The following is a 25,675-nucleotide window of genomic DNA, read 5'->3' on the forward strand; positions in this document are numbered from 1 at the left end:
CGCCGTAGAAAAGAACCGAAGGCGAAAAATGGAATTCTTCCGTATTCACCGCACCATCCCGTTCATGCGCCACGCATTGGTGCTGAACATCATCAGTCTCGTCACGTTCGTCCTGGCGGTCTTCTTCATCGTCACGCGCGGCTTTCACCTGTCGATCGAATTCACCGGCGGCACGGTCATGGAAGTCAACTACGCCCAGACGGCGCAGCTTGAAAACGTGCGCGGCGTGGTGTCCAAGCTGGGCTACACCGACTTCCAGGTGCAGAACTTCGGCACCTCGCACGACGTCATGATCCGCCTGCCGCTGCAGGAAGGCCAAACGTCCGCCACCCAAAGCGAAAGCGTGCTGGCCGCCTTGAAGGCAGCAGACTCCGGCGTGGAACTGCGCCGCGTGGAATTCGTCGGGCCGCAGATCGGCCAGGAGCTTCTGCACAACGGCTTGATGGCCTTGCTGGTGGTGGTCATCGGCATCATGGTGTACCTGGGCTTCCGCTTCGAATGGAAGTTCGCCGTCGCCGGCGTGATCGCCAACCTGCACGACGTGGTGATCATCCTGGGCTTCTTCGCGTTCTTCCAGTGGGAATTCTCGCTGGCGGTGCTGGCCGGCGTGCTGGCGGTGCTGGGCTATTCCGTGAACGAATCGGTCGTCATCATGGACCGGATCCGCGAAAACTTCCGCAAGTACCGCAAGGCCGACGTCACCGAAGTCATCAACAGCGCCATCACCCAGACCATCTCGCGAACCATCATTACCCACGGTTCCACGCAGATGATGGTGCTGGCCATGCTGTTCTTCGGCGGCCCCACCCTGCACTACTTCGCCATGGCGCTCACCATCGGCATCTGGTTCGGCATCTATTCGTCGGTGTTCGTCGCCGCCGCGCTGGCCATGTGGATGGGCGTCAAGCGCGAAGACCTGATCAAGCCGGTCAAGAAGGAAGGCGAGGAAGGCGAAGTCGCCTGATCCTGATCCTCCAAGGCTCCAGACAAAAACCCGTCGCTCGCGCGACGGGTTTTTTGCTTTCTGCATCCGAGGTTTCCGACCGAAGCGCTTCGGTCCCTACGAATAGCCGTCTTGGTCCGATGCGTCTACCTTTGCCGTTCTCGCCGCAAGGCGTATTGACATATATATCCGAACAGGTATATTCATGCAAACGGACATCCCCAAGACGCTGTATTGGGAAGGATCATCCAAAAAGGACTTCAAGGCATTTCCTCGCCCTGTCCAAAAGAGCATGGGAATGCGTCTGTTCGTTGTGCAGTCGGGAGGATGGCCCGATTCGGCCAAAGCCTGGAAAGGGCTGGGTTCTGGCATTTATGAACTTATCGACGACGAACAAGGCGACACGTATCGCGCGGTGTACGCACTACAAATCGGCAACGCCGTCCATGTGCTGCATGCATTCCAGAAGAAGTCCAAATCAGGGATCAGCACGCCTCGACCCGACATCGAAGTAATACGAAAACGGCTGAAACAGGTACTGGCCCGCCACGGCCCAATAAGGAACGCTCCATGACTCAAGCCTCAAACCCTGGCACCAAGAACGTCCTCTACGACCTCGGTTTTGAAGACGCCGCCGACCTTACCGCCAAAGTGCAATTGGCCATGAAGCTCAACGACTTGATCGATAAGCGCGGACTGAATCAGACCGACGTCGCCACACTGACCGGCATGACGCAGCCCAAGGTCTCTCTAATTCGCCGCTACAAGTTGCTGAACATCTCGCTGGAACGGCTCATGCAAGCCCTGGTTGCCCTGGATCAGCATGTTGAAATCCGGGTGCGCAAAGCGCGCCAATCCGACACGGCCGGCATTACCGTCACGGCCTGATCCGCACTGTACCGTCTGCTCTCGTCATGCTGTACGGGTACGAATCCTTCCGCATTCGCTACCATAGACCACCATGAAACTCACCATCGATCATCTCGTCATCGCCGCGGCGGACCTTGCCAGCGGTACCGAATATGTCGCGGGCCTGCTGGGCATTGCGCCCCAGGGCGGCGGCGCGCATCCGCGCATGGGCACCCACAACCGCGTGCTGGGCATGGCGGACGGCGTGTATCTGGAGGTCATCGCGATTGATCCCGATGCGCCCGCGCCCGAGCGCCCCCGCTGGTTCGGGCTGGACCAGGGCGACATGCGCGCGCGGCTGGAACAGGGGCCTTTCCTGGCGCACTGGGCCGCGCGGGTGGAAGCGCCGTTGGACCTGACCCGCATGCAGGCCGAGCACCCCGAACGCATCGCCCCCGTCATCCCCATGACGCGCGGTGATCTCCGTTGGCGCCTGACGGTGCCGGACGACGGCAGCCTGCCCGCCTGGCGCGAAGCGGGCCACATGGCGGGCGACGGCCTGCTGCCCACGCTGATCCAATGGGACGTGGACGCCTACCCCGGCGTCAGCCTGCCGCGCCAGCCCTTGAAGCTGGTGCGCCTGACCGGTTGCCATCCGCAGGCGGGCCTGCTGCGCCAAGGGCTGACCTGGATGGGGGCCGACACCCTGATCGACCTGGAACAAACCGACGGGCAGCCGCGCCTGACCGCGCTGATCGACACGCCGCAAGGGCCGAAGACCCTGGCGTAACGCGCCCCCGCCCCTTACAAACCGGAGACCCGCATGACCGCAACCCGCATCACCGCCACCCGCAAACGTTTCGACGACGAGCCCTATCTGGACCAGTGCGACGCCACCATCATTGCCGTCACCCCTGAAGGCGTCGAGCTGGACGAAACCATCTGCTATGCGCGCAGCGGTGGCCAGGCCGGCGACAGCGGCACGCTGACCCTGTCCGATGGGCGGGTGCTGCCCTTGGCGGACACGGTCTACGCAGACGACCGCCAGCGCATCCTGCACGTGCTGGCCCTGCCAGAGGGCGAGGCGGCCCCGCAAGTGGGCGACCGCGTCACCGTGGCCATCGACTGGCCGCGCCGCCATCGCCTGATGCGCCTGCACACCTGCCTGCACTTGCTGGGTGCCTTGGTGCCCGCGCCGGTGACCGGATGCAGCATCTCGCCCGACTCCGCGCGCATCGATTTCGACCTGCCCGAATCCACCCTGGAAAAAGGCGAGCTGACCGAGCGCCTGAACGCACTGATCAACCGCGGTCTTGACGTTGCCGTGAACGGCATCACGCCCGAAGAACTGGCCGCGCAGCCCGACCTGGTGCGTACCATCGGCGCGGCGCCGCCGGCCGGCACGGCCAAGATCCGCATCATCGACATCCCGGGCGTGGACCGCCAGCCCTGTGGCGGCACGCATGTGCGCAACACCAGCGAAATCGGTGCGGTGGCCATCGCCAAGATTGAAAAGAAAAGCCGCACGAACCGCCGCGTGGTCGTCAATTTCGCCTGACACCGCGCAATGAAAAAAAGGCCGCGATGATCACCATCGCGGCCTTTTTTTTTGTCCCACACGCAGGCTTACGCCTTCTTCCACCAGCGCCACGGCGCGCGCAGTGGCCATTGGTACTGGCTGCCCAGTACGCGCGGCGCCAGCATGTGTCCCACCACGAAGGCGATGCCGGCCGCGGTCATCACGTCCGACAGGTAGTGGTCCAGATTGACCAGGCGGCTCATTGCCACCAGCACGGCCAACAGATAAAAGACCGCGCGCCAGCGCGGCGCCAGGATAGCCAGCACGACGGCCACGGCGAAGGCCGCATAGGTGTGGCTGGACGGGAAGGAATTGAACTGCTGCGCGCGCGAAAAGGATTCGCCCAGGCCGTAGATGCCCTTCTCGAAAAACAACTCGGGACGCGCCCGCGCCACCGAGCGTTTCAGCAAAAGCACAATCAGGCCGCCCACCGCCAAGGTGGACAGCATCAGCAGGCTGCCGCGCGCCATGCTGGCGTAGCTCATGCGCAGCGGGTTGCTCCAGCCGCGTGCCAGGCCAATCAGGCCGACCACGTAAAACGCCAGCGCCACGCCGATGTACGGGCCGCTTTCGCCCAATTCCCCGATCCATTCAAAGGACAGGTTCACGCCGTCGGACACGGACCGCTGGATCCAGATGGCCAGCGGCAGATCGATCCAGCGCGCGCAGGCGCCGGCCACCAGCGCCAACACCCCGGCAAGCAGCAACCACGTCACTAAGGAAACAGGGTGGCGGATCGGGTTCTGCGGGGACAGGCCGGGCGCGGCAGGGGCCACGGAAACGGCGGCCTGGGGCGTCAGGGGATCGGGATTCATCGGTAACGCTCAAGGAGAATAAGAAATATTACTGTCGGCTGAAACACAACCGGCTCGCTATCGTAACGGCACCCGCACGCCCAGCAAAGAAACAATTTCCACGCAAGGGTTAAAATTCCGCCTTTCCACCTCATTGAAGCCCCCGGGATCTACACCCGTCACGGCGACCAACATGCAAGCTACCTCCCTCAAGCGCGGCAACGCGCCCGGCGACGGCACCCCCGCCGCGCCCGTTCTTGACACTCCCGCCGCTGACGCCGGCACCGGTTCCCCCCGCAAGCTGTACATCCGCACCTTCGGCTGCCAGATGAACGAGTACGACTCGGACAAGATGGCCGACGTGCTGCGCGGAGACCAGGGCCTGGAACTGACCGACAACCCGGAAGAGGCCGACGTCATCCTGTTCAACACCTGTTCGGTGCGTGAAAAGGCGCAGGAAAAAGTGTTTTCGGACCTGGGCCGGGTGCAGCACCTGAAGAAGACCAATCCGAACCTGGTGATCGGCGTGGGCGGCTGCGTGGCCAGCCAGGAAGGCGCCGCCATCGTCAAGCGCGCCCCGTACGTGGACGTGGTGTTCGGGCCGCAGACCCTGCACCGCCTGCCCGACCTGATCGCGCGCCGCCGCGCCGAAGGGCGCTCGCAAGTGGACATCAGCTTTCCGGAAATCGAAAAGTTCGACAACATGCCGCCCCCGCGCGTTGATGGCGCCACGGCGTTCGTGTCCATCATGGAAGGCTGTAGCAAGTACTGCAGCTTCTGCGTCGTGCCGTACACGCGCGGCGAGGAAGTCTCGCGCCCGTTCGAGGACGTGCTGATCGAAGTGGCCGACCTGGCCGACCAGGGCGTGAAGGAAGTGACGCTGCTGGGCCAAAACGTGAACGCCTATCGCGGCAAGATGGAAGGCTCGGACGAGATCGCCGACTTCGCCATGCTGCTGGAATACGTGCACGAGATTCCCGGCATCGAGCGTATCCGCTACACGACCTCGCACCCCAAGGAAATGACCCAGCGCATGGTGGACGCCTACGCCCGCCTGCCCAAGCTGGTGTCGTTTTTGCACCTGCCCGTGCAAGCCGGCAGCGACCGCGTGCTGGCCGGCATGAAGCGCGGCTACACCACGCTGGAATTCAAGTCGGTGGTGCGGCGCCTGCGCGCGGCGCGCCCTGACCTGACCCTGTCGTCGGACTTCATCGTGGGCTTTCCCGGCGAAACCGAAGAAGACTTCGAAAAGACCATGAAGCTGATCGAGGACGTCGGTTTCGACACCTCGTTCTCGTTCGTCTACTCGCGCCGCCCGGGCACGCCCGCCGCCGACCTGACGGACGACACGCCGCAAGACGTGAAACTGCGCCGCCTGCAGCGCCTGCAAGCGTTGATCAACGAGCAGGCGGCCACCATCGCCCGCAACATGGTCGGCACCCGCCAGCGCCTGTTGGTCGAAGGCCCCTCGCGCCGCGACCCCAACGAGCTGATGGGCCGCACCGAGAACAACCGCATCGTGAATTTCGCCGCGCCCGCGCGGCTCATCGGACAAATGGTCGACGTCATCATCACCGAAGCGCACACGAATTCGTTGCGCGCCCGGGTGGCCGATGTGGACCGCGTTCCCCAAGAGGCCGAATGACCACTCCCCGTTCCCGCGCCCGTCGCAGCATGCCCGCCGTCGTCAATCTGGACGGCGACAACACCCACCTGGCCAACCTGTGCGGCCCGCTGGACGAAAATTTGCGTCAGCTTGCCGATGGCATGGAAGTGAAGCTTTCGCGCCGCGGCAGCCGCGTCACCATCGAAGGCGAACGCGCTGAACTGGCCGGCCGCGTGTTGCGGCGCTTTCACGAACAGGCCGTGCACCGCGCCCTGTCGGTGGACGACATCCAGCTGGGCCTGGTCGAAATCGGCGTTGGCCGCCAGGAAGACAAACAGGAAGCCCAGGCCCCCGAAGCCGCCCCGCTGCCCGCCCTGGACGACGAAAGCGACAGCATCGCGCTGCGCACCAAGCGCAGCGACCTGCGCCCGCGCACGCCGCGCCAGCGCGACTACCTGAACAACATCCTGAAGCACGACATCACGTTCGGCGTTGGCCCGGCCGGCACCGGCAAGACCTGGCTGGCGGTGGCTTGCGCCATCGACGCCATGGAACGCGACACGGTGCAGCGCCTGGTGCTGACCCGCCCCGCCGTCGAAGCCGGCGAACGCCTGGGCTTCCTGCCGGGTGACCTGGCCCAGAAGGTGGACCCGTATCTGCGCCCGCTGTACGACGCGCTGTACGACCTGATGGGCTTCGAGAAGGTGCAGCGCCTGTTTGAAAAACAGACCATCGAAATCGCGCCGCTGGCCTACATGCGCGGCCGCACGCTGAACCACGCCTTCGTCATCCTGGATGAAGCGCAGAACACCACGCCGGAACAAATGAAAATGTTCCTGACGCGGATCGGCTTCGGCAGCAAGGCCGTCATTACCGGCGACCCGTCGCAGGTGGACCTGCCGCGCGGCCAAGACAGCGGTCTGGCCCACGCGGTCAAGGTGCTTGAAGACGTGCAAGGCATCGCCACCACCCGCTTTACCAGCCGCGACGTCGTGCGCCACCCCTTGGTGGCCCGCATCGTCGACGCTTACGACCGCGCCTCTGAAAATGAAGCCTGATCTGTCCCTGTCCGTGCAATACGGCGTGGAAGAGCCGCGCCTGCCCCGCTGGCGCCTGCGCCGGTGGGCCGAGCGCGCGCTGGCGGCCGCCGCCGAAGATGGCCTGGTGGATTTCTCGGCCGCCGAACTCAGCCTGCGCCTGGTCGGCGCGGCCGAGGGCCGCCGCCTGAACCGCGACTTCCGCGAACGCGACTACGCCACCAACGTGCTCACTTTCGAGTACGGCGTGGACCCCGTGGGCGTGGCGCGTGGCGATATCGTGATGTGCGTGCCCGTGCTGGTGCGCGAGGCCCGTGAGCAGCGCAAGCCGCTGCTTGAACACGCCGCCCACCTGACCATCCATGGCGTGCTGCATTCGCTGGGCTACGACCACATCAAGGCGCGCGACGCCAAGCGCATGGAAGCGCTGGAGACGGCCACGCTGGCGCAGATGGGCATCAACGACCCGTACGTCGTGGTCGACTAAAGTCGATAGCCGCGAGATCAACGCGTCAGTCATGCAGGTTCAACGTGGACCCGGAGGTCCGGGTCTACCCCTACGAATCTTATGAAATGGCGGCCAGCAAGGCGCAGATGCCGTTGTTTGGCCCCATTTTCGGGGCCGTCGTAACAAAAGGCGGTTCAGTTTCGGTTATGCTGGCCCCTCCATAACTTGTCCTCCCGGACGATGTCTGACCCTTACCCTGCTCCTGAAGCGACCACTGCTCGCTCATCCAAACCCGCCACCAAATCCCTTCTAGACCGCCTGCTTTCCCTTGTGCGCCGAGAGCCCGAGGACCGCGAAGGCATCAAGGCCATTCTGGAAGCCGCCCACGATCGCCACCTGCTGGACGCCGAGTCCTACAAGATGATCAAGGGTGCGCTGGCCGTGTCCGAAGGCACCGTTGGCGACATCATGGTTCCCCGCTCGCGCATGGATCTGCTGGACGTCACGCAGCCCATCCCCTATCTGGTGGCCTCGGTGATCGAAACCGCGCATTCGCGATTCCCGGTCTATGAGGGCGACCGCGACAACATCATCGGCATCCTGCTGGCCAAGGACCTTTTGCGCTGCATGCTGGAACCCGGCATCGAACTGCGCACGCTGGTCCGCCCCGCCGTGTTCATTCCCGAATCCAAGCGCCTGAACGTGCTGCTGCACGAATTCCGCGCCAGCCGTAACCACCAAGCCATCGTCATCGATGAGCACGGCGGTATTTCGGGCTTGGTCACGATGGAAGACGTGCTGGAACAGATCGTCGGTGAAATCGAAGACGAATTCGACGAAACCGAGGAAGACGAGATCTTCCCCGAAGGCGAGAACCAGTGGCGCGTCATGGCGGCCACCGACATCTCGCACTTCAACGAGGTGTTCGGCTGCGCCTTGCCCGATGACGAATACGACAGCGTCGGCGGTTGGATGGGCGGCCAGTTGGGCCGCATTCCGCGCCGGGGCGACGTCGCCGAATTCGACGGCCTGCGCATGGAAGTGGCCCGAGGCGACGCCCGCCGCGCCATCTGGCTGCGCGTCAAGCGCAACGATCCCACCCAAACCGCCCGCCCCGCCGACGACGAATGAGCCGTATCCCGCGCAGCACCCTCCTGCGCGGCGCCGCCGGCTTGACGCTGGCCGGCGCCGTGCACGCCCTGACCTTCGCGCCCGGCCCCTTGCCCGGCTGGGCATTGGCGATCACGCAGATTCTGATGCTGGCCATCGCGGCGCGCGTCACGCTGACCGCGCCGTCGGCCAGGCAGGCCTGGATGCGTGGCTGGCTGTTCGGCTTCGCCACCTATGCGGTGGGCCTGTACTGGCTGTTCATCAGCATGCATCGCTACGGCGATCTGGCCGCGCCGCTGGCCGTGGCCGGCGTGCTGGCCTTGTCCGCCTTCCTGGCCTTGTTTCCCGCCACGGCCAGCGCGCTGACGCGCCGCTATGCCCCCCTGACCGCCGACGCCACGCCCCTGGGAATCCTTGCGTCCACCCTGACCTGGGCCGCGATGTGGGGCGGCTTCGAATGGTTGCGCGCCGTATTGCTGACGGGTTTCCCGTGGCTGAACATCGGCTACGCGCAGGTGGACAGCCCCATCGCCGGCTGGGCGCCGATTCTGGGCGTGCATGGCATGGCGTTCATCGCGGCCTTCGTCGCGGCCGCGCTCGCCACCCTGTGGCAGCCATCGCGCAAGAAGGCCATGGATTCGCGCCAGGCCATGGCGGCCGGCATCGCGGTGGCGCTGGCCGCCGTCGGCTGGCCGCTGTCTCGCATGGATTGGTCCGCCCCCACGGGCGACCCGCTCAACGTGCGGCTGATCCAGGGCAACATCGAGCAGTCGCAGAAATTTGATCCGGCCTTGCTGGAGCAAAGCCTGGTGCGCCATCTGGAAATGACGGCATTGCCCCCCGCCCAGGGCGTGCCCGCGCCGCAACTGGTGATCCTGCCCGAAACGGTGCTGCCCATTTTCCAGGACCAACTGGATCCGCGCGCGTGGGACGCCTGGCGCGGCGTGGCCGCGCGCGGCAACATGACGATCGCCATGGGCGTGCCCTTGCACGACCAGGTCGATGGCCGCGACCGCTACACCAACAGCGTGATGGGCTTTGACGGCAACACGCCGGTCGAACAACTGGTGCGTGGCAACACCGCCATGCGCTACGACAAGCGCCATCTGGTGCCTTGGGGCGAATACGTGCCGCCGGGATTCCACTGGTTCGTCGACCTGTTGAACATGCCGCTGGGCGATTTCGATCGCGGCGCGGCGCGCCAGACGCCGTTTGCAGTGGGCGGCCAGCACATCGCCTTCAACATCTGCTACGAAGATCTGTTCGGCCCCGATCTGCTGCCCGCGTTGCAGACCGGCGCCAACGGCGAACCGGGTGCGACCATCCTGGTCAACGTCAGCAACCTGGGCTGGTTCGGCAATTCGTGGGCCTTGCGCCAGCATTTGCAGATCGGCCGCCTGCGCACCATGGAAACCGCGCGCCCCATGCTGACGGCCACCAATACCGGCATCACCGCCGCTATCGATGCCAAGGGCCATGTGGCGGCCCAGCTCGCGCCCTTGCAGCCGGGCGTGCTGCCGGTGTCGGTCCAGGGCATGACGGGGCTGACCCCTTACGCGCGTTTCGGCGACAAGTTGGCGTTGGCGCTGATGGGCCTGGTGCTGATCGCCGCCATCGGCAGCCACCGCAAGGCGCGCCGGGGCTGATCGGCCCCGGAGGCCAGACCTGGGCTTAGGTCCAGATCCAGGTCCAGTCCCAGACCCAAATCCAGGCTCCAGACCTAAGCGAACAGGTTGACCGGCAAGCGGCCGCTGTCATCGGGCGGGCGCACAGGTCCGGCGCCCGCGCCGGTCAGTTCAATCGCTTCAGCGACGGCGTCCATGTCGTCGCTATCCAACTCCAGTTCCGCCGCGCCCAGCAAACCGTTGACCTGCGCGGCGCTGCGCGCGCCCACGATCGCCCCGGTGACGCCGGGCCAAGCCAGCGTCCACGCGGTGGCAACCGCGGCCACGGTGGTGCCATGCCGTTCGGCAATGGGTTTCAAGGCATCGGCCAGCGCCAGGTTCCTGTCCAGGTTGGGCGGCGAAAACTCCGCATTGCGGGCGCGCCAATCGTCCGGCGGCAACGCACGCGCGCGCTCGGCGGAAAACGCACCGCTCAACAATCCGGATTGCAGGGGGCTGTAGACGATTACGCCGATGTCGTGCTCGGCGCACCACGGGATCAGGTCAGCGGCGGCAGCGCGCTGAATTGCCGAGAACGGCGGCTGAAGCGAATCTACGTGGCCCAGCGACTCGGCATCCTGCACCTGCGCCAGGTTGTGGTTCGACAAGCCGATCGCGCCCACCTTGCCTTCCTGTTTCAGGTCCAGCAGTTCCTGCCAATAGGTCTCGATCGGCGTGCCGTCGCCGGCCGGCCAGTGCATTTGGTAAAGGTCGATACGTTCCACGCCCAGGCGGCGCAGCGAGCCCTCGATCTCGCGCCGGATGCTGGCGGGCGCGCCGGTGCGGCGGGGCATCGCCTGGGGATTGTCGGCCGACCAGGTCAGCCCGCATTTGGTGAACACGTAGGGCCTTTCACCCGGCGCCATCTGCGCCAGCGCGCGGCGCACAATCTCTTCGGAATGGCCCAGCCCGTAGACCGCGGCGGTGTCGATCCAGTTGATGCCCCGGTCCACCGCCAGCCGGATCGCCGCGATGGAGTCGGCATCGTCTTGCGGCCCCCACCCCACCGCCCAGCCGTTGCCGCCGATTGCCCACGCGCCCAGACCTATCCGCGTAATGGCCATGCCGCTGCGGCCAAGCGGCCGAGTGGGAAACGAAGTCTTCGTGCTCATGCGTGAATTCTCGATGTTGTCGCGCCGGTTTTTCTACGCGAAAGCCACAGGATGAAGAAATTTTTTGCCTCTCACGATAGCATCTGCACAAGCCCTTGATTTTCCTGGATTCTGCACAAATCGATGCCCCTTGTTTTGCGATGAATCGGTCACAAAATAAGCAAAAAATGCCATCCAACCCTCATTTTTTTTGTGGTTTTAAGGTTTTTGCCCCCGATCGACTTGCACACCTGTTTTTGTTCGTGCATAATCTCGTTTCTTCGCCAACGGCACTAAACAAAACCGGCAACGAACGACGAAAAACGCACCATAAAACGTGTGTTTATCTCGTAAAACGTAGCTGGCATTGCTTAGAGAAACGGGGGTATAGCTCAGCTGGGAGAGCGCTTGCATGGCATGCAAGAGGTCAGCGGTTCGATCCCGCTTACCTCCACCAGTCAACAGCGAAGAATGCAGTACCAGTAATGCAGTACAGCAAGTCCAAGTCCCCTTCGTCTAGAGGCCTAGGACATCACCCTTTCACGGTGAGTACAGGGGTTCGAATCCCCTAGGGGACGCCAGTTTACTGGCAGCAGTACAGAAGTAGATAAGTGCAGTTGAAGTGACAAAGTAGTTGAGTAAGCCGCTGCGGAGCGGTAGTTCAGTTGGTTAGAATACCGGCCTGTCACGCCGGGGGTCGCGGGTTCGAGCCCCGTCCGCTCCGCCAAAAGCTCTCTCGCTCTCGGTCTTTCAAGAGCTCCGTCTTCGGGGCTTTTTGCTTTTATAGAGTGTGAGACCTTGTTGTTTGCCGTTCGGAACACCAAGGCGCCCTGTGGGGGTATAGCTCAGCTGGGAGAGCGCTTGCATGGCATGCAAGAGGTCAGCGGTTCGATCCCGCTTACCTCCACCACAATGCAGTACCGTAGTAAAGTTGTTTGCAGTTCTGTTAGTTCAGGTCCCCTTCGTCTAGAGGCCTAGGACATCACCCTTTCACGGTGAGTACAGGGGTTCGAATCCCCTAGGGGACGCCAGTTCACTGGCATGTAGTTCCAAGCTGCCTTGACACCGCAGTGTAGTGATGAAGTTCAGTAAACCGCTGCGGAGCGGTAGTTCAGTTGGTTAGAATACCGGCCTGTCACGCCGGGGGTCGCGGGTTCGAGCCCCGTCCGCTCCGCCAAGCACTTTGTGCTTGCCAGCATTGCAGCACACCACAGCAGTACGCCATTGAAGCTCCGGATTCCGGAGCTTTTTGCTTTTCTGCGCGCGTATATCCTTCCACTTCTTGCGTATCGCCTTTCACTTCTTCGGCGCCATATCTCGCCGCGCAATCAAGACCCCATCCCCCAGCGCTATCCCCCCGGCTTTACCCCCCCGCTAAGACTCGTCCGTTTTGCTCTCTGGACAGCATCGCCGCGCGCCTGCATCCTGTGGGCTAACGCCACGCGAACCGAAGAGGCCTACGTGACCGCAAACGCCGCCGCGCCCCACGCGCATCGCCAGCACCTGCAAGCCATCATTGCGGGTTTGAATGAAGGCATCATCCTGCTTGAACCCGATGGCTCGATCGCCTGGGCCAATACCAGCGCACTTGAATTACACGGCGTGGACACTCTTGAGGCGCTGGGCGGCACCCCCGCCGGCTATCGCAAACGCTATACGCTGACCTACCGCAACCACCATCGCGTGCCCGCGCGCCAGTACCCACTGGACCTGCTGGCGGCCGGCGAAACGTTTGACGACCTGCTGCTGGACCTGGGGCGCAAGGACGATGACGAATTCCTGCGCAACCTGCGTGCGCGCGGGCTCAAGCTGGAAGGCGACAAGGACGCCGACTACCGCGTGCTGATCCTGCACGACCAAACCGATCAGATCAACGCCGAAGAACGCTTCGAACGCGCGTTTGGCGCAAACCCCGCGCCCGCCTTGATCTGCCGGCTATCCGACCTGCGCTACGTGAAAGTGAACCAGGGCTTCCTGGAAATGACGGGCTACACGCGCGAGACCGTGCTGGGCAAGTCGGCCTACGAACTCGACGTACTGGACGGCGGCGAAAACAAAGAAGAAGCGGTGGCCAATCTGAACGAAGGCAAGACCATTCCGCAGCGCGAAGGCGTGGTGAAGTTGGCAAACGGTGAGACGAAGTTCGTGATGGTCGCCGGCCAGCCCATCGACATGCACGACGAGCCCTGCATGCTGTTCACCTTTATCGACCTGGAAGCGCGCAAGCGAACAGAGACGGCGCTGCGCGAAAGCGAAGAGCGCTTCTCGAAGGCATTCAAGCTGGCCCCCGTGCCCATGGCCGTCTGCGAAGGCGATTCGCTGCGCGTGCTGGACTTCAACGATGCTTTCGCGGCGGTCACGGGCGCCTCGTTGGAAACCAGCACGGGCGAGGCCCTGACCGACATCGGCCTGCAACCCTATGAAGGCATGGCCGCAAGCCTGAAGCGCGGCGAAAGCGCGCGCAACCGCGAGGCCACGCTGGCCACCCCGGACGGTGGCAGGCTGGACTGCCTGGTGTCGGCCGAGCCCGTGATGATTGGCGGACAGCGCCGGTTGCTGATCGTCATGCAGGACATCACCGAGCGCAAGCGCTCTGAAATTGAATTGCTGGCCGCGATTGAAGCGGTGATGCAGGACACGTCCTGGTTCAGCCGCGGCATCATCGAAAAGCTCGCGCAACTGCGCCAGCCCGCGCCCGCCTCCCGCGACGTTGCGGAACTGGCGCAACTGACCACCCGCGAACGCGAAGTGCTGGGCCTGCTTTGCCAGGGCCACGATGACGACGCCATCGCCAAGGCCCTGAAGCTGTCGCGCAATACCGTGCGCAACCATGTGGCCACGATCTACAGCAAGATCGGCGTGCATCGGCGCAGCGCGGCCATCGTGTGGGCGCGTGATCGTGGTATTACGGGACACGAGTCCGCCCGGGTACGCGACAAGTCCGCAAAGGACTGATTCGGACATGGCTGGACCCCTCGATTTTTACAATTAGAATCAAAATATTCAGGGGTCCGGCATCACCGAAGATGCCGCCGAGTTAGATCAGGCCACGCGCTTAAATCCCGCATCCGCGGCAATTACCCTTGCAAGTCCCCTTCATTTTCGGGTTGCGGGCACACGTTGCGTAAACCCTGCGCAGGTTCTTACGATCCGCCGATCCCGCCCTTGCCTGCTTTGGCATGCGGCGCGATTTCCGGAAGACCGACAGGAGCCCGCCTTGCATATCGCCACCATTCCCGTCCCGACGACGTCCAAGCACTTGCCCGCCCCGGCCTGGCGCACCGCCGACATCCTGGCGCTTTACGCGCTGCCGTTCATGGACCTGGTACACCGCGCGCAACAGGTGCACCGCGCCCACTTCGACCCGAACGCCGTACAGCTGTCCAGCCTCTTGTCGATCAAGACGGGCGGTTGTCCCGAAGACTGCGCCTACTGCCCGCAGTCCTCGCATTACGACACCGGCCTGGATGCGGACAAGCTGATGCCGCTGGACGAGGTGGTCGCCGCCGCCCGGGCAGCCCAGGCGGGCGGAGCGCAGCGCTTCTGCATGGGCGCGGCCTGGCGCAGCCCCAAGCCGCATCACCTGGAAGCCGTGGCGCAGATGGTCAGCGCGGTCAAGGCGCTGGGTCTGGAAACCTGCGTCACGCTGGGCATGTTGAAAGACGGCCAGGCCGAGCAACTGAAGGACGCCGGGCTGGACTACTACAACCACAACCTGGACACATCGCCGGAGTTCTACGGCAAGATCATTTCCACCCGCACATATCAAGACCGGCTGGATACGCTGGACCGCGTGCGCGACGCCGGCATCAACGTGTGCTGTGGCGGCATTGTCGGCATGGGCGAATCGCGGCAAGAGCGCGCAGGGCTGATCGCCCAACTGGCCAACATGGATCCCTACCCCGAGTCGGTGCCGATCAACAACCTGGTGCACGTCGAAGGCACGCCGCTGGCCGACGTCCAGGCGCTGGACCCCTTTGAATTCGTACGCACCATTGCCGTGGCGCGCATCACCATGCCGCGCGCGGCGGTGCGCCTGTCCGCGGGCCGCGAAGCCATGGACGACGCGCTCCAGGCCCTGTGCTTCATGGCCGGCGCCAACTCGATGTTCTACGGCGACGCACTGCTGACCACCGCCAATCCGCAAATGCAGGCCGACCAACGCCTGCTGCAGCGTCTGGGCATGCATGTGGAGGCAGGCGATCACCCCGCGCCCGCCGGGGCGCAGCAGCAGCAGCAGCAGCAGCAGCAGCAGCAGCAAACCCCGACATGCCGTTAACGCCGGGCATCCTGTACCTGCTGGCCAGCGTGACGTGCAGCGTCACCGTGGCCGTGCTGCTCAAGCTGGCGCGCCGCTATGACGTGGACGTGCGCCAGGCCATCACCATGAACTACGCGGTGGCCGCCCTGCTCTGCTGGGCCGTCTTGAAACCCGACCCCGCCGCGCTGCTGGCGCCCCACACGCCGTGGGCCGTGCTGGCGGCGCTGGGCGTGCTGCTGCCCAGCGTTTTCCTGGCGATGGCGGCGGCGGTGCGCCACGCCGGCATCGTGCGCAGCGACGCGGCGCAGCGCCTGTCGCTGTTCATTCCCTTGCTGGCGGCGTTTCTGCTGTTTGGCGAACCGGTCAGCGGCCGCAAGCTGGTGGCCATCCTGCTGGCGTTCGGCGCATTGGCCTGCCTGCTGCGCCGTCCGTCGGCCGACACCGGCACAGGCACAGGCACAGGCACCGGCACCGGCACCGGCACAGCGCCGGCCCAAGGCATCTGGCTATGGCCGCTGGTGGTCTGGGTGGGCTATGGGGTGATCGACATCCTGTTCAAGCAGGTGGCGCGGGCCGGCACCGCGTTCGCCGCCGGGCTGCTGCTGGCGTTCGTGTCGGCGGGAGGGCTGATGCTGGTGTATCTGCTGGCGCGCCGGGTGCGTTGGCAACGCCGCCACTTGTTGGCAGGCGTGGCGCTGGGCGTTTTCAACTTCGGCAATATCCTGACCTACATCCGCGCGCACCAATCGCTGCCCGAGCACCCGGCGCTGGTATTCGCGTCGATGAACATGGGCGTCATCACCCTGGGCACGCTGGGCGGGGCCTTGGTGTTCCGCGAGCCGCTGACACGGGTCAACGGCTTGGGCATCGCCCTGGCGCTGGCCGCCATCGTGCTGATGGCGCCTTGGTAACCCGCGCCGGGCCGGTCTTAGGTGCCGGTACGGCGCTCGCGCTCGGCAGCTTCGTCCGCGTCGCTGGTTGAGCCGGTTGAAGAGGCGGCTGCGTCGGTCGCGGTGCCATCGGCTGCCGCAGCACCGGCTGCCGCAGCACCGGCTGCCGCAGCGTCGGCTGCCGCAGCATCGGCTGCCGCAGCATCGGCTGCCGCAGCATCGGCTGCCGCAGCGTCGGCTGCCGGCGCTGCTGCTGCATCGGCCGGCCATTCTTGAGTGAGCGGCGCAGCGACGGGTGCCGGCTCCGAAGGCTGCGACTGCTCGGCCTGCTCCGATGGTCCCGATGATTCCGATGAGTCCGATGGCTCCGCCGGTTCCGTTGGCTCCGACGCAGCCGAGACCGTTGCCGCCGCCGGATCAGGCTGCACCATTTCCATCGCGATATCGATTTCCGGATCCACGCGCGGGTCCAGCACCGCCGCGGCGGGCGAGCTTTGCAAGGTGTCGGGCATGGGCACGAAATGCGTCGGCGCCTCGTCGACCTGATGCGCGCCGGTAACGCGCGTTGGGCGCACCTGCCACACCAGGATCAGCGCGCAAGCCGAGATGAACACGTAATACATGCTGGGGCCGGCAAGCGACATCAGCAGGCCCGCGACCATGGGGCCAATACAGGCGCCCACGCCGTAGGTCATGAGCAGCACGGCCGACAGACTGACGCGGCGCTCGGACTCCACGTGATCGTTGGCGAATGCCGCGCCCAGCGGATACAGCGTGAATTGCAGGATGCCGAAGACGCAGGACAAGGCCACCAACGCCCAATACGGCAAGGTCAGCCAGCCCCACATCACCGTGGGCAGCAGCACCAGCAGCAAGGCGTTGAAGCGAATCAGGCCGGCGCGGTTGATGCGGTCCGACAGCCAGCCCATCGGCCATTGCGACAGCAGGCCGGCCGTGACGGCGGCAGCCACGAAGATGGCGGCTTGCGAGGTCGTCAGGCCGTACTTGGCGCCATAGACGGCGGCCAGGCCATAAAAGGCGCCGGACAGGTTGCCCGCCACGAACAGCACCGTCATCGACAGCGGCACGCGGCGCATGAAAAAGCGGATGTCCAACGGCGCGGGCAGCGGCGTGGGCGGGTGCGAACGCGCGGTAACGGCAATGGGCACCAGACACAGCACCAGGCACATGGCCACCAGCGTCAACGGCCGCAGATCGAGGGTGGCATAGGCGGTCAGCGCCAATTGCCCCAGCACCGTGCCCAGGCCGGACACCACCATGTAGACCGAGAACACCCGGCCGCGCTGATGGTTTTCAGTTTGTTCGTTGAGCCAGCTTTCGATGACCATGAATTCGGTCACCATCACCACGCCGGAAATCAGCCGGAACACCAACCACAGCGGCATGGAATCGACCAGCGTCTGGGCCAGGATCATGCTGGTGGCGATGGCCGCGCACGCGACGAACGCGCGGATGTGGCCCACGCGGATGATCAGCTTGTGCCCCAATCGGGCGCCGCACACCAGGCCAAGGTAGTAGCCGGCGATCAAGGCGCCGATCCACACTTCGCTGACGGACTGCGCGGTCAGGCGCAGGCCCATGTAGGTGTTGAACAGACCTGTGCCGATCAGCATCAGCAAGGTCGCGAAATACAGGGACGAGAATGAGGAGAGGGTGGCGAGCATGGCGTTGGCAACCGCTGCTGGCATTAGCGCGGCAGGCTGCAAAGGCAGCCTGCCGGGTTGAGCGGTAAAACAGGAACTACGTTAGGTCAGATTTGCGACAGCAGCGTGGCGGCATCGCTGACTTCGAACTTGCCAGGGCCTTCCACGTTCAGTTGCTTGACCACGCCGTCGACGATCAGGGCCGAATAGCGTTGCGAACGCACGCCCATGCCGCGCGCGATCAGGTCCAGTTCCAGACCCAGTTCCTTGGTCCACAGCGCCGAGCCGTCGGCCAGCATGCGAACCTTGCCTTCGGTCTTTTGCTCGCGGCCCCAGGCGCCCATGACGAAAGCGTCGTTGACGGCCACGCACCAGATTTCATCCACGCCCTTGGCCTTCAAGGCGGCGGCTTGTTCCACATAGCCCGGCAGATGCTTGGCCGAGCAGGTGGGGGTGAAGGCGCCCGGCAAGGCGAACAGCGCGATGGTCTTGCCGCGGGTCAGGTCGGAAACCTGGAACGCGTTGGGGCCCAGCGAGCAGCCGGCGGTTTCGGTTTCGATGAATTCGGTCAGGGTGCCTTCAGGCACGCGGTCGCCGACGTTGATCGTCATGGGGAATCTCCAGGGAAAAGTGGGGTAATGCATTGAGGCGGGATCGCCTCACACCCGACATCATAGTGCGTGCGCGCCCTGCCCGCTGCGCCAGACCGGCGCGAAAAAATCACGCACAGTCTGAAACGACTCCATACCCCGGCTACATCGCCTGGAAACGGCTGCTTGCCATAATGCAGGCGTACCCACGCCCGCCCGGGCTGAACGCCGCCCGCGGGCATCTATCGGAGACTCACCGATGCACAAGATCTTGACTGGCTTGGCTTGGGTCCTGGCCACCACCGCCGCGCCGGCCTGGGCCGCGCCCGATGCAAGCGAACAGGCCCAATACGATTCCTTCGTCATTGCCGCGGGCGCGTCCAACGGCGCCGCGCGCGCCTGCGGCGCGTCGGAGCCCGATCTGGCCCAACACCGGGCGACGGCGCAGAAAAACCTGACGCAATTCGCCAAGGAATATGGCTTTTCGATGGCGTCCTACGAGGCCTCGTTTCAGAAAGGCCTGGCCGAGGGCAAGACGATGATGGACGACATGAAGCGCTCGGGCGTGGACGGGTGCCAGGGCGTGCTGGGCAGCTTCCAGCACGAGCGCGCCATCAGCTATGAGCGCATGAAAAAGGCCTTGGCGGAAGTCAGCGACGGCCTGCCGGGGGAAAAAGCCAAGTAGGTGCCCAGTAGGTGCCCGATGGCTCCCCCTGGGCCGCCGCCCGCCCTTTCTGCCTAATGTCCGCTCAAGCCTCCGTCTACGCCGTCAACCCGTTCTGCTTGAACCAATCCAGCATCCGGGTCCAGGCCTGCTCGGCCTCGGGCTTGCGGTACGACGGACGGTAATCCGCATGGAACGCATGCGGGGCCTCGGGGTAGACATCGATCCGTGACGCCTTCGCCGCCGCCGAGCCTTTGGCGAGTTCGACCCGCATGCGGTCAACATCCGTCAGCGGAATGCCCGCGTCCTTGCCGCCATACGCGCCTAGCACCGGCGCCTTCAGGTCGTTCACCAGGCTCAGGGCCGACTTGGGTTTAAGGTCGGAGGGCTCGCCGGCCAGTTGGCCGTAGAACGCCGCGCCTGCCTTCAGCTTGGGGTTGTGGGCCGCGTACAGCCAGACCTGACGGCCGCCCCAGCAAAAGCCCACGATGCCCAGCTTGTCGGGGTTGCCGCCATTGGCCGCCGCCCACGTCGCGGTGGCGTCCAGGTCGTTCTGCACCTGAAGGTCGGGCACTTTGCTCACGACCTCGGCCAGCAGCTTCGGGATTTCGGTGTATTTGGATGGGTCGCCCTGGCGCGCGTAGAGTTCCGGCGCGATGGCCAGGTAGCCCAGGTGCGCCAGGCGGCGGCACACGTCCTGGATGTATTCATGCACGCCGAAAATCTCGGACACGACCAGCACGGTGGGCAGGTTCTTCTTGCCTTCCGGCGCCGCGCGATAGGCCGGCATCTTGCCGTCTTTGGTGGGGATGTCGACCTTGCCGGCCGTCAGCCCCTTCGTGTCGGTGGCGATGGCGGTCTGTGCCACGGCCGGCCCCGCGGCCAGCGAGAAGCCCGCCGCGACCGTCGTGGCGATGAAGCCCCGGCGGTCCAGCCGCAAGGGCGGCAACAGGCTGTCGAAGTGCGCGTCCTGATCTTTCATCGAAAATCTCCTGGCAAAAAAGCTGGTCCAAGACGCGGCACGCGGCGCGCGTCGTCGGCCAAGCGGGTTCACTTCAGGGAGAAGTCCACGCGCGAGGGTTGCCCCTCGTCCTTGATGCCGTCCGCGTCCAACTGCGGCGCAACGATGAAGACACGATCCGCGAGTCCTTCCTGGGCTTGCAACTTCTCATAAACCGCCTGTGCGCGGGCATCGGCCAATTGGCGCAATTGCTCGTCGCCCACCGGCGCCACGCCGCGCAGCATGGATTCCATCTGCTCGGCCGGCACGGACTTGGCCATGCCGACGAAATTGCGCGGCTTGTCCTTGATGTCCGTGTCGTCGTAGACGTCTTCCAGGTATTTGGCGCGCTCGGCGGCCGACACCTGCACCCCGGCCGGGTTCGGCTTTTTGCCACGCGGGGCCGTGTCCGCGGCCTTGGCGGCGCGGATCTGCGCATCCACCCACGCTTGGCGCAGGCCTTCCATGTCGGTCTTGGGATCCGCGCGGCCGCTGATGTCCATCTTCAGCGCGGGGCGCTCGGTCAGGGCCTTGGTCAGCGTGTCGATGCGCTGGATGGAATCTTCCGTCAGCACCGCGCTGCCCGGCGCGAATTCCACATACGACAGTTCTTCACCGCCCCCGAAGGCCGAGGCCAACAGGCTAAACGGCGAGGTCACCGCCTTGACCACCAGGTTCAGCAACACGCGCACCACGATGCCGCCCACCGAGAATTCCGGATCGTCCAGCGAGCCGGACACGGGCAGGTTGATGTCGATATTGCCGCGCGAGTCCTTCAGCAGCGCCACCGCCAACAGCACCGGCAGCTTGGTCGCGTCGGGGCTGTTGGTTTTGTCGCCGAAGGTCAGTTGGTTCAGCACCACGTGGTTGGACGCCTGCAAGGCGCGGTTCTTGATCTTGTATTCCAGGTCCACCGACAGCTTGCCGCGCTTGATCGGGTAGCCCACGTACTTGGCCGAATAGGTGTTGAAGCGCGGCAGGTCCACGCCCTTGGCCGACGCCTTCAGGTCCAGCGTCAAATACTTGGCGAATGGCTGCACGATGCCGCTGATGGACAGCGGCGCCGTGGTGTACACCCGCCCCGTCACCTTCACGTTGGCGGGCTGCGGGTTGGTGGACGACACCGCCGAGATCGCGCCTTCGATGGCCGACAGTTCCGCCACATAGTTCGGCTTGACGAAGCGGTCGGTGAACGTCATGCGGCCGCGCGACAGCGTGACGCTGTTGACAGAAATGTCCGGCATGGCGGCGCCGGCATCGCTCTTGGCGTCTTTATTCGAGGAAACCGGCGCCGCGGGCGCTTGCCGGCCCGGCGTTTGCGTATCTTGCGTGATGGAACCGCCGGCCTGGCCGGGCGCGGCCACCAGGTCCATCACGTTCAAGCGGCCCTGCGCGTTCAGCAGGATGCGGCCATAAAAGTCTTCCAGCGCGATGTCACCGAGCTTGGCGGCCACCTTGTCGCCCGCCACGGACACATCCATGCCGGCAAACGCCAGGCGCTTCCAGTTCAGGAAGTCGTCCTTGTTGACGCGGTCTTGCAGGTCGACGCCGGTTATGTCGACGCCGCCCTTCCAGTTGACCCGCATGGGCGCGTTGCCGGTGGCGGCGGCAAAGGCCACGTCGCCCTTGGCCGCCAGCGTGATGGCGCGCACAGTGGCGTTCAGGCTGCCGGCCGCATAGGGCGCGAACGGCGCCACGTTCAGGTCAGACAGGTCCACGGAGGACGACAGCGTCAGCGGCTGCGGCGTGAACGAGCCCTTCAGGTTCAGCGCGCCGTCGCCCTGGATGCCCGCGGCCGCCAAGGTGAAATTGCTTTTCCCGGGGCCCATGGCCAGTCGGTCCGCCGTCAGGCGCAACGATTGCAGGGCGATGTCCAGCGCGGGCTTCTGTGCCTCGTCGCGCGCCTTGAACTGGGTCAGGTCGGCCTGGACACCCGTGGCGTAGGCGTCGATGGCGCCGGCCTTTTCGCTGACATGGACCTGGGCGGATGCACCTAGACGGCCATCCAGCAGCAGGATCGGCGCCGCGTTGCGCACAGCCGGGGCCAAGGGCGCCAGGGCAACGTTGCCCATCCGCACGGCCAGTTCCAGCGACAGCGGTTTCAGCTCCAGCGGCCCCTTGGCGCGGATCCATCCTCCGTCGGTGCTGTTATCCACGTTCAGCCACAGGTTGACCGGCTGGTCCTTGACCTCGGGGATGGTCACGCCTTCAACGGTGGCGCCCACGCCGGTCACCACGTAGTCCAGCTTGCTGATCGCGTCGGTCAGGGTGAGTTCGCCTTCGTGCAGATTGAAGGCGTCCAGCGTGACTTTCCAGTCCGACGAGGCGGGGGTGGGGGTGGCATCAACCGGGGCATCAGCAGGGGCAACACCTGGGGCCGACGGCGCCGTGGCAGCCGGCGACGGCGTGGCCGGCGTGGCATCAGGAACGGGCGCCCCGGCGGCATCAGGAACAGGTTCCACGGCGGCGTCGGGTTTCGGCTTGTCCTTCAGCCCCATATCCCGCCGCAGCTTGTCGGCCACGGGTGTCTCGGTGGGCGCCACGCCCGCCAGCGCCTTCAGCTTGACGACGACGTCCTGCCAGTTCAGATGTTCATTGGCGTAGCGCCGCACATGGACCTGCGGCGCCCACAGGCCGATCTCGCCCACATAGGCCTGGCGCGCAATCGGTTCCAGTTCCAGCCGGGTGACGGTCAGCGCGCTCCAGGCGGCCAGGGGGTCGCCATTGGTGTCGCGCAGGTCAAACCGGCGCAGCCCCAGATCGCCCACCACGCGAATCTTGGGCGCGGCGTCCTTGGGCTGTTCAAACACCACTTGCAGGTTGGAATCCAGCAGCGCGCTTTCCAGCTTGAAGGGCAGCGGCATCGGCCAGACGTCCGCCCACTTTTCAAGCTGCAAGCCATTGAAGGCCACGCGCAGGGTGGACGAAGGCACCTTGTCGAACGGGCGCGCCACGCCGGTCAGGTCGAACGGGCTGCCGTTGATGCGCAGGTGCAGCCGAGGCTGCACGTCGATGTCGGTGGCGTAGCCAAAGTTGGAAATGAACGGCACGCCCAGGCCCAGTTCATCCACTACCTGCTTGCGTCCGGTGACCTTGTCATCCAGCGTGATGGACCCGCCTTCGATGACCATGTTGTTCAGCGAAAAACGCGGCAGGCCGACGTCGGGTTCGGGCGGTTCTTCAGGCTTGGCCGCTGCCATGTCCGCGACGCGTTGCTGGATGTCAGAAAAATTGAAGCGCGTGACGTCTTCACGCACGATGGCAATGCTGGGCTCGCGCAGCGTCAAGCGGTCGACGACGGGCGCGAACCAGAACAGCGAGCTCCAGGCGGCGCTGGCATCCAGTTCGGCCAAGGTCAGCAGCGGGGCCTGCGACCCGGGTTGCGCCACGGCAAGGTCGCGGGCGCGCACCGTCAGAGTGAAGGGGTTGAAGCTGATCTTGCCCACGGAAACATCGCGGCCGATCATCTTGGCGACGTCGGTGGTCAGCACGTTGTGCAAGACCTTCGGCACTTGCCAGGCGGCAATGCCGCAGAGGATCAGCGCGACCGCCACAATGCCCAGTAGGATTTTGCCGGCGCGCCGGGTGAACCGAAACTTGGGGCGCCGCAAGGGCATCGCGAGTTCTCCTGATACGAGTTGATGGCGATTATCGCGCCCTGATTAGGGCTCGTCTATCATAGGCGGAACCACGTCCCCGCCCGGCTCGCTGGCGCGGCAGTTTTCAAACATTAACAATTCTCGATCCCGATTCCCAATGTCATCTTCCCCCCCTTCCCTGAGCCACCTGGACGAAGCCGGCCAGGTGCGCATGGTTGACGTCATCGCCAAGTCGGACACCGAGCGCGTGGCGATCGCCGTGGCCAGCGTGCGCATGAACGCCGTGGCCTACGGCCTGCTGACGCAGCCGGGCCAGGGCAAGGGTGAAGTGCTGAACACCGCGCGCGTGGCCGCCGTGCTGGCCGCCAAGCGCTGCGCGGAACTGATCCCGCTTTGCCACAGCCTGCCGCTGGCGTTCGTGGGCGTTGACTTCGCGCTGGACGACGCCGCGCATCGCATCGACATCCAGGCCACCTGCCGCACCAGCTACAAGACGGGCGTGGAAATGGAAGCCATGATGGCGTGCAGCGTGGCCGCGCTGACCATCTACGACATGTGCAAGGCCGCCGACAAAGGCATCGTGGTCGAACAAGTACGCCTTAAGTACAAGGCCGGAGGAAAAAGCGGTGAATGGCGCAACGATTAATCTGCTGTACTTCGCCCGCGTGGCCGAACTGGTCGGCAAGCGCGGCGAAGACTGGCCGCTGGATGGCGAATCCACCGGCGCCGAACTGCTGGCCGCGCTGGGCGAACGGTATCCCCAACTGGCCCCCGCGGCGCGCTTGAAGCTGGCCATCAACCAAACCCACTCCAAGCCGACGGCGCCGATCCGCCCGGGCGACGAAGTCGCCGTGTTCGAACCCGTCACCGGAGGTTGAACGCCATGATCAGCGTCCAGGAAGCCGATTTCGACGCCGCCGCCCTGACGGCCGCGCTGCGTGAAAGCGCCGGGTCCGGCGTGGGTGGCATCGTCACCTTCGTGGGCTATGTGCGCGACTACGCGCCCGATGCACCCACCGACACGCTCTATCTTGAACACTATCCCGGCATGTGCGAGCGCGAGCTTGAAGCCATTGCCGACACCGCCCGCCAGCGCTGGAAGCTGGACGGCACGGTCATCGTGCATCGCGTGGGCGCGCTCTCGCGCAACGCGCAGATCGTGTTCGTGGCGGCCGCCAGCGCCCACCGGGGCGACGCCTTCCGCGGCTGCGAATACATCATCGACGCGCTGAAAACGCGCGCCCCCTTCTGGAAGCGCGAAACGCTGGCAGGCGGCCGCAGCTTCTGGGTAGAACAACGCCAGGCCGACCAGGACCGCACCGACGCCTGGGATGAAGACACCGCCCCTACCAAGGAACGCCCATGAGCGAAGAAATTCCCGTCTCGCTGGCCTGCGCCGTGCTGACGGTCAGCGACACCCGCAGCGCGGGCGACGACACCTCCGGCAACCTGCTGGCCCACAGCCTGGCGCATGCGGGCCACGAGTGCGTACGCCGCGACATCGTCCGCGACGACATCTACCAAATCCGCCGCATCATCAGCGACTGGATCGCCGACCCCGAGGTGCAGATCATCCTGACCACCGGCGGCACGGGCTTTTCGCATCGCGACCACACGCCCGAGGCGATCCTGCCCCTGCTCGACCGCGAGATCCCCGGCTTTGGCGAACTGTTCCGCCAGATTTCCTACACCGAGATCGGCAGCTCCACGATTCAGTCGCGCGCGTTCGCGGGCTCGGCCAACCAGACGCTGATCTTCTGCCTGCCCGGCTCGAACAACGCTTGCGAAACCGCGTGGGCGCAGATCCTGCGCGAGCAACTCGACAGCAGGCACCGCCCGTGCAACTTCGCCTCGCACTTCAAGCCCCAAAAAGAAGACCACTGACC

General features: G+C 64.9%; 24 protein-coding genes and 6 tRNA genes. 24 read left to right on the forward strand and 6 right to left on the reverse strand.

The genetic code is table 11. The features are described from left to right. The first annotated feature begins 28 nt into the window (after positions 1 to 28). The 5 genes from secF (at position 29) to ACE04A_RS20045 (ending at position 3,350) form a co-directional block, all read left to right on the forward strand. Positions 29 to 964: a protein translocase subunit SecF gene (secF, locus tag ACE04A_RS20025; RefSeq protein ID WP_100854813.1), complete on the forward strand. Its 936-nt coding sequence runs from the start codon at positions 29 to 31 to the stop codon at positions 962 to 964. 184 nt (positions 965 to 1,148) lie between these two features. Further along, positions 1,149 to 1,517 carry a type II toxin-antitoxin system RelE/ParE family toxin gene (locus ACE04A_RS20030; protein WP_447991031.1) on the forward strand — a complete coding sequence of 123 codons (369 nt, stop codon included), beginning with the start codon at positions 1,149 to 1,151 and terminating at the stop codon, positions 1,515 to 1,517. Further along, a complete protein-coding gene (locus tag ACE04A_RS20035) occupies positions 1,514 to 1,831 on the forward strand; it encodes a helix-turn-helix domain-containing protein (RefSeq protein ID WP_448717691.1) in 318 nt (105 codons plus the stop codon). Before ACE04A_RS20030 ends, ACE04A_RS20035 begins: the two co-directional genes overlap by 4 nt. Positions 1,832 to 1,904: 73 nt before the next feature. Further along, a complete protein-coding gene (locus ACE04A_RS20040; RefSeq protein WP_279995253.1) occupies positions 1,905 to 2,582 on the forward strand; it encodes a VOC family protein in 678 nt (225 codons plus the stop codon). Positions 2,583 to 2,630: 48 nt separating this feature from the next. Then, positions 2,631 to 3,350, forward strand: a complete 720-nt coding sequence (locus ACE04A_RS20045) for an alanyl-tRNA editing protein (RefSeq protein WP_514132714.1) — start codon at positions 2,631 to 2,633, stop codon at positions 3,348 to 3,350. Between the two features lie 68 nt (positions 3,351 to 3,418). Here the strand turns inward: ACE04A_RS20045 and ACE04A_RS20050 are convergent, their stop codons facing one another. Further along, positions 3,419 to 4,186 carry a phosphatase PAP2 family protein gene (locus tag ACE04A_RS20050; protein ID WP_259249578.1) on the reverse strand — a complete coding sequence of 256 codons (768 nt, stop codon included), beginning with the start codon at positions 4,184 to 4,186 and terminating at the stop codon, positions 3,419 to 3,421. Between the two features lie 172 nt (positions 4,187 to 4,358). On the opposite strand from ACE04A_RS20050, the gene miaB reads away from it, so the two are divergent. The 5 genes from miaB to lnt all read left to right on the forward strand — a co-directional run bounded on the left by miaB (position 4,359) and on the right by lnt (position 10,012). Then, entirely contained in the window at positions 4,359 to 5,810 is a 1,452-nt protein-coding gene (gene miaB, locus ACE04A_RS20055) for a tRNA (N6-isopentenyl adenosine(37)-C2)-methylthiotransferase MiaB (protein WP_259249580.1), read from the forward strand. Beyond that, on the forward strand, positions 5,807 to 6,829 hold the full coding sequence (locus tag ACE04A_RS20060) for a PhoH family protein (RefSeq protein ID WP_485820438.1): 1,023 nt from the start codon (positions 5,807 to 5,809) through the stop codon (positions 6,827 to 6,829). Before miaB ends, ACE04A_RS20060 begins: the two co-directional genes overlap by 4 nt. Continuing rightward, a complete protein-coding gene (gene ybeY, locus ACE04A_RS20065; protein WP_259249585.1) occupies positions 6,819 to 7,295 on the forward strand; it encodes an rRNA maturation RNase YbeY in 477 nt (158 codons plus the stop codon). Before ACE04A_RS20060 ends, ybeY begins: the two co-directional genes overlap by 11 nt. Positions 7,296 to 7,496: 201 nt before the next feature. Next, the gene (locus ACE04A_RS20070; RefSeq protein WP_259249587.1) at positions 7,497 to 8,387 is read left to right on the forward strand and encodes a CorC family transporter; all 891 of its coding nucleotides are present in this window, start codon (positions 7,497 to 7,499) and stop codon (positions 8,385 to 8,387) included. Beyond that, positions 8,384 to 10,012, forward strand: coding sequence for an apolipoprotein N-acyltransferase (gene lnt, locus ACE04A_RS20075; protein WP_259249588.1), 1,629 nt, complete (start codon positions 8,384 to 8,386; stop codon positions 10,010 to 10,012). The genes ACE04A_RS20070 and lnt overlap by 4 nt, the downstream gene beginning before the upstream one ends. Before the next feature lie 74 nt (positions 10,013 to 10,086). On the opposite strand, the gene ACE04A_RS20080 is transcribed toward lnt, so the two are convergent. Beyond that, positions 10,087 to 11,142: an aldo/keto reductase gene (locus tag ACE04A_RS20080; protein ID WP_448717686.1), complete on the reverse strand. Its 1,056-nt coding sequence runs from the start codon at positions 11,140 to 11,142 to the stop codon at positions 10,087 to 10,089. Between the two features lie 360 nt (positions 11,143 to 11,502). Between ACE04A_RS20080 and ACE04A_RS20085 the strand changes: the two genes are divergently transcribed. The 9 genes from ACE04A_RS20085 (at position 11,503) to ACE04A_RS20125 (ending at position 16,293) form a co-directional block, all read left to right on the forward strand. After that, a tRNA-Ala gene (locus tag ACE04A_RS20085) sits at positions 11,503 to 11,578 on the forward strand. A 48-nt stretch (positions 11,579 to 11,626) separates the two neighbouring features. Next, positions 11,627 to 11,702: transfer RNA gene (locus ACE04A_RS20090), tRNA-Glu, on the forward strand. 69 nt (positions 11,703 to 11,771) lie between these two features. Then, positions 11,772 to 11,848, forward strand: a tRNA-Asp gene (locus ACE04A_RS20095). Between the two features lie 107 nt (positions 11,849 to 11,955). After that, positions 11,956 to 12,031: transfer RNA gene (locus ACE04A_RS20100), tRNA-Ala, on the forward strand. Positions 12,032 to 12,076: 45 nt separating this feature from the next. After that, positions 12,077 to 12,152: transfer RNA gene (locus tag ACE04A_RS20105), tRNA-Glu, on the forward strand. Between the two features lie 69 nt (positions 12,153 to 12,221). After that, positions 12,222 to 12,298: transfer RNA gene (locus tag ACE04A_RS20110), tRNA-Asp, on the forward strand. Between the two features lie 284 nt (positions 12,299 to 12,582). After that, positions 12,583 to 14,076, forward strand: a complete 1,494-nt coding sequence (locus ACE04A_RS20115) for a PAS domain S-box protein (RefSeq protein ID WP_279995250.1) — start codon at positions 12,583 to 12,585, stop codon at positions 14,074 to 14,076. Between the two features lie 262 nt (positions 14,077 to 14,338). Next, a complete protein-coding gene (gene bioB / locus ACE04A_RS20120) occupies positions 14,339 to 15,400 on the forward strand; it encodes a biotin synthase BioB (protein ID WP_448717685.1) in 1,062 nt (353 codons plus the stop codon). Continuing rightward, positions 15,391 to 16,293, forward strand: a complete 903-nt coding sequence (locus ACE04A_RS20125; protein ID WP_485820439.1) for an EamA family transporter — start codon at positions 15,391 to 15,393, stop codon at positions 16,291 to 16,293. The genes bioB and ACE04A_RS20125 overlap by 10 nt, the downstream gene beginning before the upstream one ends. Before the next feature lie 17 nt (positions 16,294 to 16,310). Here the strand turns inward: ACE04A_RS20125 and ACE04A_RS20130 are convergent, their stop codons facing one another. Both ACE04A_RS20130 and ACE04A_RS20135 read right to left on the reverse strand, forming a co-directional pair. After that, complete coding sequence (locus ACE04A_RS20130) at positions 16,311 to 17,957, reverse strand: MFS transporter (protein ID WP_485820440.1); 1,647 nt, start codon at positions 17,955 to 17,957, stop codon at positions 16,311 to 16,313. An 86-nt stretch (positions 17,958 to 18,043) separates the two neighbouring features. Beyond that, positions 18,044 to 18,547, reverse strand: coding sequence for a peroxiredoxin (locus ACE04A_RS20135; protein WP_100854800.1), 504 nt, complete (start codon positions 18,545 to 18,547; stop codon positions 18,044 to 18,046). 238 nt (positions 18,548 to 18,785) lie between these two features. Between ACE04A_RS20135 and ACE04A_RS20140 the strand changes: the two genes are divergently transcribed. Beyond that, complete coding sequence (locus ACE04A_RS20140; RefSeq protein ID WP_448717681.1) at positions 18,786 to 19,211, forward strand: hypothetical protein; 426 nt, start codon at positions 18,786 to 18,788, stop codon at positions 19,209 to 19,211. 76 nt (positions 19,212 to 19,287) lie between these two features. On the opposite strand, the gene ACE04A_RS20145 is transcribed toward ACE04A_RS20140, so the two are convergent. After that, on the reverse strand, positions 19,288 to 20,172 hold the full coding sequence (locus tag ACE04A_RS20145) for a dienelactone hydrolase family protein (RefSeq protein ID WP_279995248.1): 885 nt from the start codon (positions 20,170 to 20,172) through the stop codon (positions 19,288 to 19,290). A 68-nt stretch (positions 20,173 to 20,240) separates the two neighbouring features. Next, positions 20,241 to 23,807 carry a DUF748 domain-containing protein gene (locus tag ACE04A_RS20150; RefSeq protein WP_448717680.1) on the reverse strand — a complete coding sequence of 1,189 codons (3,567 nt, stop codon included), beginning with the start codon at positions 23,805 to 23,807 and terminating at the stop codon, positions 20,241 to 20,243. A 139-nt stretch (positions 23,808 to 23,946) separates the two neighbouring features. Here ACE04A_RS20150 and moaC point away from each other — a divergent pair, with 139 nt between their 5' ends. Genes moaC through moaB form a run of 4 tightly spaced genes read left to right on the forward strand, consistent with a single transcriptional unit; the run spans position 23,947 to position 25,673 of the window. Further along, entirely contained in the window at positions 23,947 to 24,435 is a 489-nt protein-coding gene (gene moaC / locus ACE04A_RS20155; RefSeq protein ID WP_100854796.1) for a cyclic pyranopterin monophosphate synthase MoaC, read from the forward strand. After that, a complete protein-coding gene (locus ACE04A_RS20160) occupies positions 24,416 to 24,667 on the forward strand; it encodes a MoaD/ThiS family protein (protein WP_100854795.1) in 252 nt (83 codons plus the stop codon). The genes moaC and ACE04A_RS20160 overlap by 20 nt, the downstream gene beginning before the upstream one ends. Positions 24,668 to 24,672: 5 nt before the next feature. Beyond that, positions 24,673 to 25,155: a molybdenum cofactor biosynthesis protein MoaE gene (locus ACE04A_RS20165; protein WP_259249606.1), complete on the forward strand. Its 483-nt coding sequence runs from the start codon at positions 24,673 to 24,675 to the stop codon at positions 25,153 to 25,155. Then, entirely contained in the window at positions 25,152 to 25,673 is a 522-nt protein-coding gene (gene moaB, locus ACE04A_RS20170) for a molybdenum cofactor biosynthesis protein B (protein ID WP_100854793.1), read from the forward strand. Before ACE04A_RS20165 ends, moaB begins: the two co-directional genes overlap by 4 nt. Positions 25,674 to 25,675 lie beyond the last annotated feature (2 nt).

It is taken from the genome of Achromobacter colocynthidis, from assembly GCF_057334535.1.